We start from the raw sequence: 15616 nt of genomic DNA on the forward strand, positions 1-15616 counted from the left end.
GCAGTATGTTGAATACTACGCTACCGTTTACAGTAATTTGTATAAAAAGTACAATTTCGTTACATGAAACTGTACTTTGTTAACTTATTACTTCATTTGTGCTTTGATCAAGTCACCAATAGTCTTAGGACCATTGTCTTGAGAAGCTGATGCTGTACGCAAGTTAGCAACTGCTTCTTTCTCTTCAGCTTCGTCTTTCGCTTTGATAGACAAGTTGATAGAGCGAGATTTACGGTCAACGTTGATGATTTTCGCTTCAACTTCTTGACCAACTTCTAAGAATTTAGTTGCGTCTTCAACGCGGTCACGGTTGATTTCAGAAGCTTTAAGAGTAGCTTCTACTTCGTCAGCTAACTTAACAGTTGCGCCACGAGCATCAACTGCAGTTACAGTACCTTTAACTAAAGCACCACGTTCGTTAGCAGCTAAGAAATCATTGAACGGATCGCTGTTCAATTGCTTGATACCAAGGCTGATACGGTTACCTTCAGCGTCTACAGACAAGATAACTGCTTCAACAGTGTCACCTTTCTTGTAACGACGGATAGCTTCTTCGCCTTGTTCGTTCCAAGAAATATCAGACAAGTGAACTAGACCGTCAATACCGCCATTTAAACCAATGAAGATACCAAAGTCAGTGATAGACTTGATTGTACCTGAAACTTTTTCGCCTTTCTCATGAGACTTAGCAAACTCTTCCCATGGGTTAGCACGAGTTTGTTTGATACCAAGGCTGATACGACGACGTTCTTCGTCAACTTCAAGAACCATAACATCAACTTCGTCACCGATCTGAACAACTTTAGATGGGTGGATGTTTTTGTTAGTGTGGTCCATTTCAGAAACGTGTACTAAACCTTCAACGCCTTCAGCGATTTCAGCGAAACAGCCGTAGTCAGTTAAGTTAGTAACACGTGCTTTAACGATAGAACCTTTAGGGTAACGGCTCATGATCGCTAACCATGGATCTTCGCCTAATTGTTTAAGACCTAAAGATACGCGGTTACGTTCACGGTCAAACTTAAGTACTTTAACAGTAACTTCTTGACCAACTTCAACAACTTCTGAAGGGTGCTTGATACGCTTCCAAGCCATATCTGTGATATGAAGAAGACCATCAATACCGCCAAGATCAACGAATGCACCGTAATCAGTAAGGTTTTTGATAGTACCTGTAACTGTTTGACCTTCTTCAAGTTGAGCAAGTAATGCTTCACGGTCAGCAGAAGATTCAGCTTCCATAACAGCACGACGAGATACAACAACGTTGTTACGTTTAGCATCAAGCTTGATTACTTTAAACTCTAACTCTTTACCTTCAAGGTGAGTTGTGTCACGGATAGGACGAGTGTCAACTAATGAGCCTGGTAAGAACGCACGAACAGGACCGATGTCAACAGTGAAACCGCCTTTAACTTTACCAGAGATAACACCAGTAACGATTTCGCCATCTTCAAAGATTTTTTCAAGTTTAGTCCAAGTTTCAGCACGTTTAGCTTTTTCACGTGATAAAACTGTTTGACCCATACCGTTGTCAAGAGCTTCAACAACTACGTCAACAGTATCGCCAACCTGAACTTCAAGTTCACGTTGTTCATTTAAAAATTCAGCACGGTCAACAATGCCTTCAGATTTAAGGCCAGTGTCAACAGTAACCCAGTCACTATCGATGTTTACAACAACACCTTGGATGACTGCACCCTTTTCAACGTTGAGGTTTAATTCACTTTCTTCAAAGAGGGCTGCAAAAGATTCGGTCATGATATACCTGATAAAGTCAGCGGTCTTGGATCAGACAAGGCCGGTTTAGTTAAGTATCAACATAGTCTTTATAAACTGATCAAGCTATGCGTCAACTGATAATCTTAGTTGCTAACAGTACGGCTATTGACGTAATCAACCATCAACTTAAATACTTGATCGATCGTTAATTCCGAACTATCAATAATATAAGCATCTGCGGCTGGCTTGAGAGGAGCTACTTCTCGCTCCATGTCTCTTTTGTCACGCGCTTGTATATTAGCTAAAATGTCGTTTATTTTAGCATCTAGCCCCATACCCTGCAACTGTTTTACTCTTCGCTCAGCACGCGACTCAGCTGAAGCAGTCAAATAAATTTTAGCATTAGCTTCCGGGAAAATTGATGTTGCCATATCTCGGCCATCTGCAACTAATCCCGGAGTTTGTGCAAATGCTCTTTGGCGCTCAAAAAGTGCTTGTCTGAGCTCTGGTATTGCTGCAACTTTAGATGCATATTCTCCAACTCGCTCTGTACGGATAGTTTGGGTTACATCTTCCCCATCGAGGAAAACTAATGTTCCCTCTGCCGAGGTTTCAAACTTAATATTAAGCTGACGAGCATAGTTAACACACTCATCTAAATGGCTATCTAATTTTTCCAATAAATCATGTTTATGTAATGACAACCCTAACAAACGATATAAGGCACCCGAATCAAGTAAATGAAATTGATAATACGCAGCAAGTTTCGCCGCTAATGTTCCTTTACCCGAACCACTCGGACCATCAATAGTAATAATTTGAACTGTCATTGAACTCTCACGAAGAAGCAAATGCTTTAGCTAATCTCGAAAAGCCTAGTGTAATCGCTAGTTTTAGCTGTGCAAGAATTAATTTACTTACAACAGGAGCTTTTGCGGTTAATTCGATACGATACGTAACCAAAGTAATATAAGGAGTAATTTCTGAGAACTCGATTCGACCTAAATGGTGTTTCACTAGAGGATTATCAATCAGTTTATATTCAATACGTTTGTTTTCTTCGAGATGCGTGATTTCTTCTTTAAGTGGTTTAATCACGCCAAACCCCATACGACGAACAGAACCCACTCCATCAGGTCTTTCAGGATCTGCCGAATCTTTAACACGCACAACTTGTAGTGGAGCAAATGCAGTGTTGTAAGCTGCATGTTTAGAAAGCAGGTTAAAAACATCACTAAGAGGAGCATTAAATTCTTTTTGTATAGTAATTACATTACGCATGAAAGTTCCTTATTTAAATAAATCATGTCAATGAAACGGCGTTAGTGTGCCATAACCTCATGACATTTTTTAATCATTTAAGGACGTTTTTTGTTGTTTCTCTTGTTTCTTTTGTTCACGTCTTTGCTTAAAAAAAAGACTTAACTGTTGAGCACATTTTTCATGTAAACATCCATGCTCAAAAGTAAATTTATGGTTGTAATAACCATTTTCTAATAATTGACGTGCACTCACGAGTGAGCCAGCTTTAGGTTCTGTTGTTCCAAATACGACATGTTTAATTCTTGCATGTACTAATGCTCCCACACACATTGTGCACGGCTCAAGCGTAACATACAAAGTCGCGTCTTCAGGTAAACGATAATTTTTCAATGACTCACAAGCCGCACGAATAGCTTGAATTTCTGCATGAGCTGTAGGATCAGATAAACCAATTGGAGCATTAAAACCAGCTCCAATTAACTTATTTTGGCTCACGATTACAGCTCCTACAGGAATTTCCCCCTGCTTGGCTGCTAATTCAGCTTGCTCGTAAGCAAGCTGCATCCAATACTCATCACTAAATTTAGACATTATTGATTATGACACTACACCATATTGTCTAAGTAATGCATTCCAGCTATCAATCGTCGTGATCGGTGGATCATCGGCCAAAATACCTCGTAATGTAAGGTCTTCACATGCTTTCCATTCAGGCGATAAATCTTTATCGACTAAACGAGCACGCACGCCTTCCACAAAGTCAGGATGGCGAATTTTCCATTCAGAGATTTGCGCTTCTAAATCAAAAACTTCATCCCAAGAATGAACTTGTTTACCCCATTGCCATAACAACCAAGTAATTGCTGCCGTACTAGGCGAGCCCTTTTGTAAGTTTTCACTCGCTTGACGCAACCAGTCACTGCTTGCATCTCGCAAGCTGACGATCGCTTGATAGTCTTGTTCAAAGCTTGAACCACGGCAAACACTATGTATAACGTCTAACGAATTTTGTAATGGCCCTGCTGCAACCGGGCGATGTAAACTATTTAAAGTATCATCGATCGCACGGAAATCACCTGCCGGATAGTGAGCCCAATTAATATTGAGTACTTTCTGTAGAACATTATCACGTTGTGCTTCACAAATATGCGTCGCCCAACCAATGCTATATGCCCCAGCAGCCGTCATAATAGAACCTGTCAAACCAGTAAATAAACCAATTTGCCCACGGTCAGCAAGGAAACGGCTTGCTCCAACATCAGGGTATAAACCAATATTAATTTCAGGCATAGCCAAACGTGAATATGGTGTAACCAAACGGAAAGGTGCAGCCATAAACAAGCCTAAACCACCACCCATTACATATCCTTCGCCCCAAACAACAACTGGTTTAGCATAGTTATGTAACAATAAATCCAAAGCATATTCTTGCTGGAAAAATTTATTTGCGGTTTCTACTTCCTGATTAATTACCAGCTGACGTAATTTGCGTACATCTCCACCCGCACAAAATGCTTTTGGTGTAGTCGAGTCCAACCAAATTGCTTTTACTTGCTCATCATCACGGAAGTCTTCAAATACTCGTAATAGAGCCGTTACGATTGATTCATCTAAAGCGTGTAATGATTTAGGTCGATTCAAACGTACGATACGCCAACCATTTTTCGCTTCTTCAACTACCAAATCCGGATGATAGCTATTTACATTGGGAGAGTTCATCATGCGTCCAATTGCCAGTCTATGGGCTCAATGCCATGTTGTTTCAAATATTGATTTGTTTTGGAAAACACTTTACATCCAAAGAAACCACCACGATTAGCCGCAAGTGGCGATGGATGTGCAGCAGTTAAAACCAAGTGTTTTTCTCTATTTATACGTTGTCCTTTACGTTGTGCATAAGCACCCCATAAAATAAAAACAATGTGTTCACGTTGTTCATTTAAAACATCAATTACTGCGTCAGTAAACTCTTCCCAACCTTGTTTTTGATGTGATGTGGGTTGCCCTGCTTCTACAGTAAGTACACTGTTTAATAAAAGTACACCTTGCTCAGCCCATTTGGTTAAATCACCATGACGAGAAACCGGCACACCCAAATCTGTATGTAGTTCATGAAAAATATTACGTAAAGATGGTGGTAATGCAACCCCTCTTTGAACCGAGAAACTTAAGCCATTTGCCTGATTTGGACCATGATATGGATCTTGCCCTAATATAACGACTTTCACATGATCTAACGGCGTAATATTTAAAGCATTAAATATTTGTTTACTTGGTGGATATATGGTTTTTTGAGCCTGTTTTTGTTGAAACAAAAAGTCTCTTAAACTATCCATATAAGGACTCAGTAAAAATGGAGTTAATGATCTTTTCCAGCTTTCTTCTAATTGAACTTTACTGAGTTTGTCTTGCTGTTGCTCAGTTAATTGCATTAATGTCATCCTAGATCAATTTTCATTTCTACAAACAAAAGGAAGTTAACTTACACTTCTACTTGTAAGTTAACATGCGGATTATGAAACTTAATCCCTTGTTTTAAATTTTCATACATATCTGGATCAGCCCATTCGGATTGGACTTGTTCTGAAAAAATAATTCCCTCAAGGTTTAACAGCCCCATTTGTTCATTTTGAATATCCTCAAGAAAACTTTGGGCATAACCTGTATCGGTTTCATGAACAATCACTGAATAGACTTCAACATCACCTTCCCCATTTTGGGTAACAGTAGATTGTAATACTTGCTGAGCTAAATAGAAGAAGATTCGAGAAAATTGCTCAGCAGATGGCGAAACTGGTAAAGAGATCCAACGCGCGCTAAAAGTCTTACAAGCATCAATATATTGTGGATCATCTTTTTCCCAGAAACAAATCGCATGATCAAAGCTATCGAAAAGGTCCTTAATTACGCCTTTTAACAGCCCAAAATCATATACCATTTGTCCATGATCTAATTTCGAAGCTTTAAGTAATAACTCGACTTTATAACTATGCCCATGAATAGATCGCTTACAACGATCCGATGTACAGTTACGTACAACGTGTGCATTTTCAAACTTAAATAACTTACGAATTAACATGTGCCAAATCGATCATTCCTTCTAAGAACATTATTATAAAGCAAAAGATAAAAACTTCGCACCACTTTTCAAATAGAAACAATTAGCAAAAAGTATGATAAGAGATGTGAAGAAATTTTGAAGATATTGATTTTTACTTTAAATACTGCCTATACAGAAGTATGACCTCATCCCTTTTATTAATAAGTTTCAAGTATTACAGACTCAGAAAAAATATCAATAAATTTATTTAGTTAAATGGAGCCATGCTTCTTGAATAAACATATACTTGCTTATCTTTTCTCATTAAAGCACTAGTAAACTGTCGCTTCCTATTATTTAGAACAACTTCAATCTGAGCTTGAAAGAAGCTGGATTTAACATCAATAAGGCTATTTACTTGATTTTTCTTTTGACTATCAACCGCTGAAAAAGCATTCAATTGCCATAATTCATCTACATTTTGGAAGAACTTTAAATTTTGTTGGCGTGTCTGTAATTCTCTTTCGATAGCCCCTATATCTAATTTTTCATCCATACTTGCTAAAACCAATGGCGAAGCAGTATTAATATTTAACTTCGAATTTTCTGGTAAAGCAGAAATATATGGAGCGATTAGATCAAATTTTTTTCCATCAAAGCCTCTCACTAGCTTTAACTCTTCAATACGGTGGAATTTAGTATTCGCAGCCATGTAACCTGGATCCAAACCTTCATAATAACTACTTTCTGCCCCCATTGGCCCAGTTGGCTCATCATTTGGATCTTGCCAATCAATCACAGCTTGGCTTAATTCGGCTGGTAATCCCACACGTACCAATAAACGTTCAAACCAACTTTTAGCATCTTCATTTACAATGCCTTCCCCATTAGTTAGATTATTTAAATTAAATTTACCAGACTCATCAAGCAAACGACCGGATACTGAACCATCTTCAATAGGAAACGGAGGCATAGGTTGTGCCCATGTCTCTTTTAAATGATCTACTCCACCTGCATTATTTGCATCTTGAATTAATAATTCTGAAAAAAAGGCTTCTGCACTTTTTGCATAAAGCAAAGATTGATTTTGGCGCATTAAGTAGGCTGTATTTTCCATAGTATTATTTTGATGCTTGGCAATAGAAGCCGCTAAAATTGTAGCTAAGGCAACCATAATAAGTATTGTCAGTAAAGCGACACCCTGTTGGTGTTTGTAACTAACGGCCATTATGAATTACCTTCCTGTGAAAGCGATAAGTCACCCTGATTTAAGCTATAAATCCATTCATAATTTACACCAGCGACTGTAAGTTGGATTTTTATCCCTTTCGGTAATTTTTTTAACTCATTAGGTTTCGTTGGATCAATATTAACCTCGGGCCATTTTGTGACTTCTTGCGGAGTCAAAACCATAATCTGATATTGGTCGACTTGACTTAACAAAGTACTCGATAAAGGTTGCTCTCTGTTCGAAGTATTTAAATTTGTATATTTAAGACGATATAGTTTTTTTTGATCTGCATCATAACGATATTCAATTCGTTCAAATGGTGATAAGCCTTGTTTTAAAGGATCTGTTACCCCAGCTTTACTAAAACGTAGAATTTGATTATCGATTTCTAAAGCTGGATGAAGTTGCCCACCTTGGTTGGCGGATAAAGGGATAATCTGCAAAGTATCACGAAGAATTTGTTGATAAGCATCTTGTAATTCAAATAAATGCACTTCATGTTCGGCATTACGATCACGAACTTTGAGCAAGTAATCGAAAATTTTCCACCCCAATAAAGATAAAACCGCAAAGATAGCGATCGCGACTAACAATTCAACCAAAGTAAATCCTGAGGCGCGAGTTAATCGAGCACTGCTCGATCGTGCTGCAAGGCGAGAAGCAAAGCTGCGGATGTGAATATATTTATTTTTTATCATTATTTTGCTTTCACTGGATAATTAAAAAAGACCATATGTGTAATGCCATTTTGTACTTTTCCCTTATCCGGATCATACAAACTCACTTGTAAATCAATTTTTTGAACATTCGGGCTAATAGTAGATTGAGCTGACTTATCAATTTGCCAAGTTTCACCTTGGGAAGTTACTTGCTTACTTTGAGTTCCTTGCAACCATTCTTGATTAATCTCCATCATAGCAACTTCATTCATTGCTACAAACTGAGCTTTTGTTCGCAAAATTGCATTTGAAGTGGACTGAGTGTACTGCATTGCCACTTTAGTTAAAGCGACAGCTGCGACAGCAAAGATTGCCAAAGCAACCATAACTTCTAAGAGGGTAAAGCCTTTAGATTTCATTTATTTTACCCAAGTGATCTATTTGTATTTCTGAACCAATCGGTTTTTGTTCTAAATAAAATTGTATTTTAACGGTTTTAGCTTCTCCATTGCCAAACCAGATGAGTTGAGGCGTTTGTCCTCCAATCAAATCTGTATTTTTAGCTTTAGAATAATTCTGGTCATCTAAGGGTTGTACTGAAAAAGACACATGGGCAGGAAGTTGCCGTGTTTTAAACTCAGTATATTTCTGCCAACGGTTTTTTATATCTTGTACTTGTAAGGTGCTTTGATCGTGATATTCATAAAGTTCATAAGAAAATGGTGAGACATCTGTCTCACCATGAGTTTCTAAAGCCAATACACGTGATTGATCGATCGATTCTTTATTAATTTTCTGTAAATCGAGTAAAAATAACTCTCTCGCCTGCATTGCTTTTTTTTGGTCGACGCCACCTATATTCAATACAACCAGAGAAGTCATAATTGTCATAATCACAATGACTACCATCACTTCTATGAGGGTAAAGCCTTTTTGTGATTGAAATGGTAGATTCGATTTCATATCGACCTATTAAGCATACTGCTCAACTGCTTGTTTGGGTAAGGCTAATGCCTGGTCAATATAGGCTACTCGTAAAGTATCTCTTGAACCCAAATAACGTTGATAAAAGCTTGAATTCAGAATTGCAGCAGCTCCATGAGTGAGTGACCAAATTGAAGCCAAGTAATCTCGTGTAGTCATATGACTCTGGATTGACTCTAAATAGTGATCAGTCATACGAATAATAATACGTAAGCGTTGCTTTCTCACTTGGTAGAGTTCATTAAAAAGATGGTGCACACCTTGGGCAGTAATTGAAAGCTTTTCTTCAATTTGGTGAAACAGCACTGTTCTTTCCGGATGGTGCAAATGATGCAACATAAAGAAAGCTAAATGTTCTGGAAAAGCCTTTTCAGTATCTTGAACCATTTCCAGTAACATGCGCTCATTACGAATAATTAATAGCATGTACAATTCATCTTTACTTTGAAAGTGCTTGTACAAAGTACCTTTTGCCAAATCAAGCTCAGCAGCCAGCACATCAAGTGTCATTCCGGCTTCGCCATTTTCTAACAACAACTGTTCCGCAACTTGAAATATTAATGCTTCTCTTGCTCGGAACTGAGCTTGACGGTCCATCTTCACGCAATTACTCTCTTTATATAGTTTCTATAAGTTAAATCGCTTTAAGTAAATTTTCAAAATTCTGCGAGGTGATTCTTGCAATTTCCTCAACTGGCTTATCATATACCTCACTTAGTGCTTTCGCTACATAAGGTACATATTTTGGTTCATTCGTTTTACCACGATATGGTACGGGAGCCAAATAAGGGCTATCTGTCTCAATCAAAAGCCGATCTAAAGGAACTTGCTTGGCTACATCTCGTAGATCTTGAGCATTTTTAAATGAAACAATTCCTGAAAAGGAAATATAGTAACCACAGTCCAATACAGCTTTTGCTGTTTCCCAGTCCTCAGTAAAACAGTGCAAAATACCATGTGTAGATTGTTCAGCTCGAATAATATCCACCGTATCATGTTTTGCTGAACGTGTATGAACAACTACTGGTTTTTTAACATTTTTAGAGGCTTGAATATGACGAGCAAAACAATCTTTTTGCTCATTAATAAAGTCAGTGCTGTGGTAATAGTCTAAACCTGTTTCACCTAAAGCCCACACCTTTTCTGATTGAGCCAATTCAGTCAAATACTCAGTCGTTGCTCGAGCCATAGTATCAACATCCTCACACGGATGTACGCCTACCGTATACCCCACATCTTCATGACGCTTTGCGATTTCAGCTAAAGCAATATAATCATCAAGGTCAACTGAAATTGCCATAAACTTAGAAACACCTTCTGCTCGCGCAGCAGCAAGTGCTAGATCTAAATCACCGTTATAAGGCGTTAAATCTAACATTGTTAAATGGCAATGGGTATCAACAAACACTGTTCTTTCCTATCTGCTTACATGGTATAACTTGGGCGATCTAAAGACATACTACCAGCTAAAATCCGCTCAGCTTCAGCTTTATAGTAAATTCCTTTATCACCACTCAATTGAATTGCGAAACCTTGCGGTTTAAATCCACTTTGCTTATGTGAAATCCAAACTACTTTACCAGTTAAAGGAATTTTTTGTGATTGTTCTGGTAACGTAGCTAAAATAAAAATTTCCTGACCCATCTTCACTTTTTGCTTCGATGGTACAAACAAGCCCCCACCTTGTACATATCCCATATAACTTGCTTGCAATGTTGCTCTATCTGGAATATTGACCTGAATAATTCCACCCATTTGTGGTTGCATTAGTGTTCCCCTTAAACGTTCATTAATTTTATAAAAAGTTGATCTATGATGAGTTGTGTTTGTACATTCTGTTCAACTAATCTTTTAGATTGCTGTAATTCCTCATAAAGACTGAATAAGCTTTCTAAATTATAGTTTTGCGCTAATTGATCGAACTGTAAATCAATATTTTTCTGTGGTTGATTGAGCTTGACACAAATTAAATCCCCTAACAAGTATTCAAGAAGCATCATAAAATCACTAAAGTTGAGTTCTTTTTGCCATTTAGCCGAATAAAATAAAGGCATATTTTTTTGATTTACAACTTTAGTCCAATCTTCTAAAAAAGACTGTCTTTTAGCAAACCAATCACTAGTCGCAATTTCAACTGCTTGCAACGGCATATCATTAGAAAGGCCTAGCAATAATTCAGGTGGTACAGATGCTGTTTCCGCTAAATGTTCATTTAGATAAGATGTGGCTTCTGTATATGAAATACGGTCTAAAGCAAAATGCTGTAAGCGACTTCGAATGGTTGCCGGTAATTTCAAATAATGATCGGCCAACAAGATTAAAACGACGCGTTCACCTGGCTCTTCTAAGGTTTTTAGCAGCGCATTTGATGACGCAAGATTTAAAGCTTCAGCTGGCTCAATAACAACAACACGCCATCCCTCACCAGTTTGTTGTACAAATGGCAATAAATCTCGAATTTTTTCTATTTTAATTTTTGCATTCTGTTTTTTATTTTCTTCATCTGTCGTGATATGAACATAGTTTGGATGCGTATCTGATTTTAACCATTGACAGCTACTACATTCACCACAAGCACCTTGAGGTTGTTTATTTAAACAAAGTACCCACGCTAAGAAATGCTTAGCAAAAGCATGTTTACCACAACCTTGTTTACCATAAAATAATAAGCCATGCCCAATATTAGGAAAACGTGTTGTTAACGTTTCCCACATTGTCTGTTGCCACGGATAAACCTTAGAAGTCACATTCTGATTCATTAAATTAACGCTTACTCAAAAGACTCAACAGGCATATTATTTAAACGATCAAGATCTGCTTGAGTGTCAACACCTGGTGGTAAATTCGCTTCTGCTACAGCAATAGCAATACGGTGTCCATTTTCTAAAACACGCAATTGCTCAAGACTCTCGAGCTTTTCAAGTTTACCCATTTCCCATGTAACATATTCTTGTAATAAGCTCACACGATAAGCATATAAACCTAAATGACGAAATGCTTGGCTATGTAAAGTTGGTTCAGCTTGTTTAGCACTATCTCGATCATAAGGAATAGTTGCACGACTAAAATATAATGCTTCATTTTGTTTAGACATGACTACTTTTACGATACTATCACGCTGAAATTCATCCAACGCATGAATAGGCTCACATAATGTAGACATTGAACAGTTTGGCTTATCAACCAAAAGCTTTGCAACTTGCTGAACAAGCTGGGCTGGCAGTAATGGCTCATCGCCTTGTACATTTACAATAATGTCATCAGCATCCCATCCTTTAATACGAGCAACTTCACTTAAACGATCTGTTCCCGATGGATGGTCTGCACTTGTTAAAACAACATCAACGCCCTCTGCACAACATATTTCAGCGATACGTTCATCGTCCGTTGCTACACATAGGTCATCGAAACCTTCAACTTTTTTTGCTTGATCCACTACACGTAAAATCATAGGACGATCATGAATAAGTAACAATGGCTTACCTGGCAAACGCGAACTTGAGAAGCGTGCTGGAATGACGATATGTTTCATTTTTTCTTCCTAAGATATTTGAATATCAAGCTTTTGCAATTGCTGATTTAAAACCTGATAGCACTCTTCAGACAAAACAGCTTTAACTGGCACGACCCAAATAGGTCGTTTAAATTCTGGATGCTTTTTAAGTAATGGTAACAACTTAACTGCATCTTTTTCAGTTGTAATGATAGGTTGGTCATCATTAAATAGAAGGTCATCAATACTGTAATCATGATGATCACGAAAAGCATGCTCTTGAAATTGTTTCACCCCTAAACCTTTAAGTGTTTGGTAAAAGCGCTGAGGAAAACCAATACCGACTACTGCATGGTAATTATTTTGAATATTGAATGATAATTCAGTTGCCGAAGAAGGATTCAATAAGTAAGGCTGGCCTGCATCAAGATGCATATGCAATGTAGTTGTTGGTGTGAAAGTATGCTCAATTACCGTACTAGTTTTTAAACGTTCCACAGGTTCACGTAAATATCCCTCTGGTAATAACTTTCTATTTCCAAGGCCACGATTTTGATCAAGTACGATCCATTCTATTTGGCGACCTAATGCCCAATGTTGCAACCCATCATCACTAATAATTAAATCTAGTTTAGTCGATGCTAATAATAACTCGATTGCTACTTGTCTATTGGGTCCTACTGCCATAGGTACGCCAGTTGACTGTACAATCAAAGCAGGTTCATCTCCTGCTTCAGCTGCTTGACTGGCCGATGTTACCAACATAGGAAAAGGGCCAGCTCCACCATAGCCTCTACTAATTACCCCTACCTTTACATCATGCTGCTTTAGATAATTGACCAGCTCTATTAATAATGGAGTTTTTCCACTTCCCCCCACCGTAATATTGCCAATTACCATGACCGGCACAGGTGCGGTATAAACTTTTTTAAAGCCTGAACTATAAAGATAACGATTTAGTAAAAACCCAGCACGATACAAGCAAGACAAAGGACGTAAAACAATCAACCAACTTGATTGCTTATTCCATGCATTTTGGATCAGCTGGGCTAAAGACATACTTAATGGTCCTCAAAATTACGCTGATGTAATTGATAATAAGCACCGTGCTTAGCAAGTAATTCTTGATGAGTACCTTGTTCAACAATTTGTCCGCGGTCCATCACAACAATACGATCCGCATTTTCAATGGTTGATAGACGGTGAGCAATCACAATCGTTGTACGATCTTGCATAGCTTCATCAAATGCTTGTTGAATAAAGTGTTCAGATTCATTATCAAGCGCACTTGTCGCCTCATCCAAAATGAGAATTGGGGCATTTTTCAAAATTGCACGAGCAATTGCAATACGTTGACGTTGACCACCCGATAAATTTAGACCTTGAGCACCCAAAACAGTATCGTAGCCATTTGGTAAGTTCATAATAAAGTCGTGGGCATAAGCAGCCTTTGCTGCAGCTATTACGTCTTCATCACTTGCATTATGTAACTGACCATAAGCAATGTTTTCACGTACAGTTCGGTTAAACAAAACAACTTGCTGATTTACCATTGCAATTTGTGTACGCAAACTTGAAAGCTCAATATCACGTATTGGCAAATCATCTAAATAAATTTGACCACTTGAGATTTCTTGGAAACGTACCAACATGTTCACTAAAGAAGTTTTACCAGCACCAGAGCGCCCTACCAATGCAACAGTTTCGCCTGGACGAATATCTAAAGAAAAGTCTTTAATCGCTTGCGTACTGTCAGCATAGTTAAGTACAACATGGTCAAAACGAATTGCACCTTGCAACTGCGGTTTAAGTTCACCACTATTTTGCTCTTCAGGTAAATCTAATAATTCAAAAACTGAGTGTGCAGCTGCTAAACCCCGCTGTAACTTTTCATTCACATCTGTCAAGTTTTTAACAGGCTTTGAAAGTAACCCTGCTGCCGTAATATATGCAACAAACTCACCAGCAGTTGTATTCCCTAAAATTTGTGGTCTTAATGCTAACCATACAATTAGAGCCATTGCACAAGCCATTACCACTTGAACAACAGGACTATTTAGGTTTTGCACAATCACCATTTTTAAACCACGTTTTAAGTTTTCTTCCGATGACTTATAGAAACGCTCTTGTTCTGACTCTTCACCAGCGAAACTTTTAACAACTGCATTACCATTAATACTTTCTTGCACTACATGGTTAACATCACCCATAGTGTCCTGAACTTGCATCGAAAGCTTGCGCATTCTTTTTGAAGCTTTACGCACCAAAATCCCAATTACAGGTAAGAACACCATAATACAAATTGTTAAACGCCAATTGGTATAGAACAAATAACCTAACAACCCCAATGTAATCATGCCATCTCGAACAATGGTTTTTAATGATTCAGATGAAGCAGCTGTAAGTTGCTCGACGTTATACATAATTTTGGCAGTAATATGACCCGAAGAGTTATCGAGATAATATTGAGCCGGCAGTCTTAGAAGTTTTGCATAAACTTCTTGGCGAATACTAAAAACCAAACTACGCGAGATCACAGCCGTATAGTACCCCCCCATAAATAGGCCAAGGCCACGGAAGAATACCAATAAAATGATTAATAAAGGGAACCAATCCAGATCCGCTCTACTCGCATTTTGAATTGCATCAATAATAAATTTAATGAGCTTAGCAACAGAAACCTCCGTTGCTGAGTTCATACCGAACCCGATAAGAACTAATAAGGCCACGCCCCAATAAGGTTTTAAATAGGATATGAGACGCAAATAAACCTTAAAATCTTGATTCACTCAGAAAAACCTCTAGAAGGAACTTTGGTACTAATATTGATGTTAACAAAACCGAGTTGTCCTGCTACATCCATAACACGAATAACATCCTGATGGGATGCTTTTGCATCAGCAGCAATGATAAACATAAAGTCACGTCGCTCTTGAGCAATTTGCTTAATTGCAGTGCTCAAATCAGCCACATCTTTGGTAGATAGCGCCTGACCATTCACGGCGTAATGTCCGCTAGAGTCTACCACGACTTCAATTTTATGATCGTACTGTTTTGGTGGAACACCTTGTGCATCTGGTAAAGTTAAATTGATGCGACTTGGCTGATTAAAAGTGGTAGATAACAATAAAAACACTAGAATGAACAATAAACAGTCAATCATAGGTGTTAGATTGATATGAATGTCTTCAACCTGAGAACGTTTAAACTTCATATTGCGATCT

At 38.0% G+C, this 15616-nt stretch carries 19 protein-coding genes; all 19 read right to left on the reverse strand.

The features are described from left to right. Positions 1–87 precede the first annotated feature (87 nt). Positions 88–1761 (reverse strand): 30S ribosomal protein S1, encoded by a 1674-nt coding sequence (rpsA, locus tag MKL62_RS13520; RefSeq protein WP_000140309.1) that lies wholly within the window; start codon positions 1759–1761, stop codon positions 88–90. Positions 1762–1865: 104 nt separating this feature from the next. After that, the gene (gene cmk, locus MKL62_RS13525; RefSeq protein ID WP_000218018.1) at positions 1866–2552 is read right to left on the reverse strand and encodes a (d)CMP kinase; all 687 of its coding nucleotides are present in this window, start codon (positions 2550–2552) and stop codon (positions 1866–1868) included. A gap of 7 nt (positions 2553–2559) precedes the next feature. Next, entirely contained in the window at positions 2560–3003 is a 444-nt protein-coding gene (locus MKL62_RS13530) for an SRPBCC family protein (RefSeq protein WP_001246675.1), read from the reverse strand. A 69-nt stretch (positions 3004–3072) separates the two neighbouring features. Beyond that, entirely contained in the window at positions 3073–3576 is a 504-nt protein-coding gene (gene tadA / locus MKL62_RS13535) for a tRNA adenosine(34) deaminase TadA (protein WP_001997771.1), read from the reverse strand. Positions 3577–3582: 6 nt separating this feature from the next. Further along, positions 3583–4707: an enoyl-CoA hydratase/isomerase family protein gene (locus tag MKL62_RS13540; protein WP_001983908.1), complete on the reverse strand. Its 1125-nt coding sequence runs from the start codon at positions 4705–4707 to the stop codon at positions 3583–3585. Then, the gene (gene ung, locus MKL62_RS13545; protein WP_001177528.1) at positions 4704–5417 is read right to left on the reverse strand and encodes a uracil-DNA glycosylase; all 714 of its coding nucleotides are present in this window, start codon (positions 5415–5417) and stop codon (positions 4704–4706) included. The genes MKL62_RS13540 and ung overlap by 4 nt, the downstream gene beginning before the upstream one ends. Before the next feature lie 50 nt (positions 5418–5467). Continuing rightward, the gene (locus tag MKL62_RS13550) at positions 5468–6064 is read right to left on the reverse strand and encodes a 6-pyruvoyl trahydropterin synthase family protein (RefSeq protein ID WP_000908452.1); all 597 of its coding nucleotides are present in this window, start codon (positions 6062–6064) and stop codon (positions 5468–5470) included. A 229-nt stretch (positions 6065–6293) separates the two neighbouring features. Continuing rightward, the gene (gspK, locus tag MKL62_RS13555) at positions 6294–7253 is read right to left on the reverse strand and encodes a type II secretion system minor pseudopilin GspK (protein WP_005128789.1); all 960 of its coding nucleotides are present in this window, start codon (positions 7251–7253) and stop codon (positions 6294–6296) included. Next, on the reverse strand, positions 7253–7954 hold the full coding sequence (gspJ, locus tag MKL62_RS13560; protein WP_004747380.1) for a type II secretion system minor pseudopilin GspJ: 702 nt from the start codon (positions 7952–7954) through the stop codon (positions 7253–7255). Before gspJ ends, gspK begins: the two co-directional genes overlap by 1 nt. Continuing rightward, positions 7954–8334 carry a type II secretion system minor pseudopilin GspI gene (gene gspI, locus MKL62_RS13565; RefSeq protein WP_000836911.1) on the reverse strand — a complete coding sequence of 127 codons (381 nt, stop codon included), beginning with the start codon at positions 8332–8334 and terminating at the stop codon, positions 7954–7956. The genes gspJ and gspI overlap by 1 nt, the downstream gene beginning before the upstream one ends. After that, positions 8324–8878, reverse strand: a complete 555-nt coding sequence (locus MKL62_RS13570; RefSeq protein WP_005128793.1) for a type II secretion system protein — start codon at positions 8876–8878, stop codon at positions 8324–8326. The genes gspI and MKL62_RS13570 overlap by 11 nt, the downstream gene beginning before the upstream one ends. A gap of 9 nt (positions 8879–8887) precedes the next feature. Continuing rightward, on the reverse strand, positions 8888–9496 hold the full coding sequence (locus MKL62_RS13575) for a TetR/AcrR family transcriptional regulator (protein WP_000375838.1): 609 nt from the start codon (positions 9494–9496) through the stop codon (positions 8888–8890). A 37-nt stretch (positions 9497–9533) separates the two neighbouring features. Beyond that, positions 9534–10307 (reverse strand): TatD family hydrolase, encoded by a 774-nt coding sequence (locus MKL62_RS13580; protein WP_000497302.1) that lies wholly within the window; start codon positions 10305–10307, stop codon positions 9534–9536. Between the two features lie 17 nt (positions 10308–10324). Next, complete coding sequence (locus MKL62_RS13585) at positions 10325–10666, reverse strand: PilZ domain-containing protein (RefSeq protein WP_001183024.1); 342 nt, start codon at positions 10664–10666, stop codon at positions 10325–10327. An 11-nt stretch (positions 10667–10677) separates the two neighbouring features. Continuing rightward, on the reverse strand, positions 10678–11658 hold the full coding sequence (locus tag MKL62_RS13590) for a DNA polymerase III delta subunit-related protein (RefSeq protein WP_001075416.1): 981 nt from the start codon (positions 11656–11658) through the stop codon (positions 10678–10680). 11 nt (positions 11659–11669) lie between these two features. After that, positions 11670–12431: a 3-deoxy-manno-octulosonate cytidylyltransferase gene (kdsB, locus tag MKL62_RS13595; protein ID WP_000680692.1), complete on the reverse strand. Its 762-nt coding sequence runs from the start codon at positions 12429–12431 to the stop codon at positions 11670–11672. 9 nt (positions 12432–12440) lie between these two features. Then, positions 12441–13451, reverse strand: a complete 1011-nt coding sequence (lpxK, locus tag MKL62_RS13600; protein ID WP_005128796.1) for a tetraacyldisaccharide 4'-kinase — start codon at positions 13449–13451, stop codon at positions 12441–12443. Positions 13452–13453: 2 nt separating this feature from the next. After that, positions 13454–15181, reverse strand: a complete 1728-nt coding sequence (msbA, locus tag MKL62_RS13605) for a lipid A export permease/ATP-binding protein MsbA (RefSeq protein WP_005128798.1) — start codon at positions 15179–15181, stop codon at positions 13454–13456. Continuing rightward, a complete protein-coding gene (locus MKL62_RS13610; RefSeq protein ID WP_000669684.1) occupies positions 15178–15606 on the reverse strand; it encodes an ExbD/TolR family protein in 429 nt (142 codons plus the stop codon). Before MKL62_RS13610 ends, msbA begins: the two co-directional genes overlap by 4 nt. Between the last annotated feature and the right edge of the window lie 10 nt (positions 15607–15616).

This window comes from Acinetobacter sp. AOR01_HL, from assembly GCF_027855455.1.
Lineage (GTDB): Bacteria > Pseudomonadota > Gammaproteobacteria > Pseudomonadales > Moraxellaceae > Acinetobacter > Acinetobacter baumannii.

Bases quoted from the DNA above. Each gene is read 5' to 3' on its own strand.
- rpsA (WP_000140309.1), bottom strand. From the start codon at position 1,761: ATGACCGAATCTTTTGCAGCCCTCTTTGAAGAAAGTGAATTAAACCTC.
- cmk (WP_000218018.1), bottom strand. From the start codon at position 2,552: ATGACAGTTCAAATTATTACTATTGATGGTCCGAGTGGTTCGGGTAAA.
- MKL62_RS13530 (WP_001246675.1), bottom strand. From the start codon at position 3,003: ATGCGTAATGTAATTACTATACAAAAAGAATTTAATGCTCCTCTTAGT.
- tadA (WP_001997771.1), bottom strand. From the start codon at position 3,576: ATGTCTAAATTTAGTGATGAGTATTGGATGCAGCTTGCTTACGAGCAA.
- MKL62_RS13540 (WP_001983908.1), bottom strand. From the start codon at position 4,707: ATGATGAACTCTCCCAATGTAAATAGCTATCATCCGGATTTGGTAGTT.
- ung (WP_001177528.1), bottom strand. From the start codon at position 5,417: ATGCAATTAACTGAGCAACAGCAAGACAAACTCAGTAAAGTTCAATTA.
- MKL62_RS13550 (WP_000908452.1), bottom strand. From the start codon at position 6,064: ATGTTAATTCGTAAGTTATTTAAGTTTGAAAATGCACACGTTGTACGT.
- gspK (WP_005128789.1), bottom strand. From the start codon at position 7,253: ATGGCCGTTAGTTACAAACACCAACAGGGTGTCGCTTTACTGACAATA.
- gspJ (WP_004747380.1), bottom strand. From the start codon at position 7,954: ATGATAAAAAATAAATATATTCACATCCGCAGCTTTGCTTCTCGCCTT.
- gspI (WP_000836911.1), bottom strand. From the start codon at position 8,334: ATGAAATCTAAAGGCTTTACCCTCTTAGAAGTTATGGTTGCTTTGGCA.
- MKL62_RS13570 (WP_005128793.1), bottom strand. From the start codon at position 8,878: ATGAAATCGAATCTACCATTTCAATCACAAAAAGGCTTTACCCTCATA.
- MKL62_RS13575 (WP_000375838.1), bottom strand. From the start codon at position 9,496: ATGGACCGTCAAGCTCAGTTCCGAGCAAGAGAAGCATTAATATTTCAA.
- MKL62_RS13585 (WP_001183024.1), bottom strand. From the start codon at position 10,666: ATGCAACCACAAATGGGTGGAATTATTCAGGTCAATATTCCAGATAGA.
- MKL62_RS13590 (WP_001075416.1), bottom strand. From the start codon at position 11,658: ATGAATCAGAATGTGACTTCTAAGGTTTATCCGTGGCAACAGACAATG.
- kdsB (WP_000680692.1), bottom strand. From the start codon at position 12,431: ATGAAACATATCGTCATTCCAGCACGCTTCTCAAGTTCGCGTTTGCCA.
- lpxK (WP_005128796.1), bottom strand. From the start codon at position 13,451: ATGTCTTTAGCCCAGCTGATCCAAAATGCATGGAATAAGCAATCAAGT.
- MKL62_RS13610 (WP_000669684.1), bottom strand. From the start codon at position 15,606: ATGAAGTTTAAACGTTCTCAGGTTGAAGACATTCATATCAATCTAACA.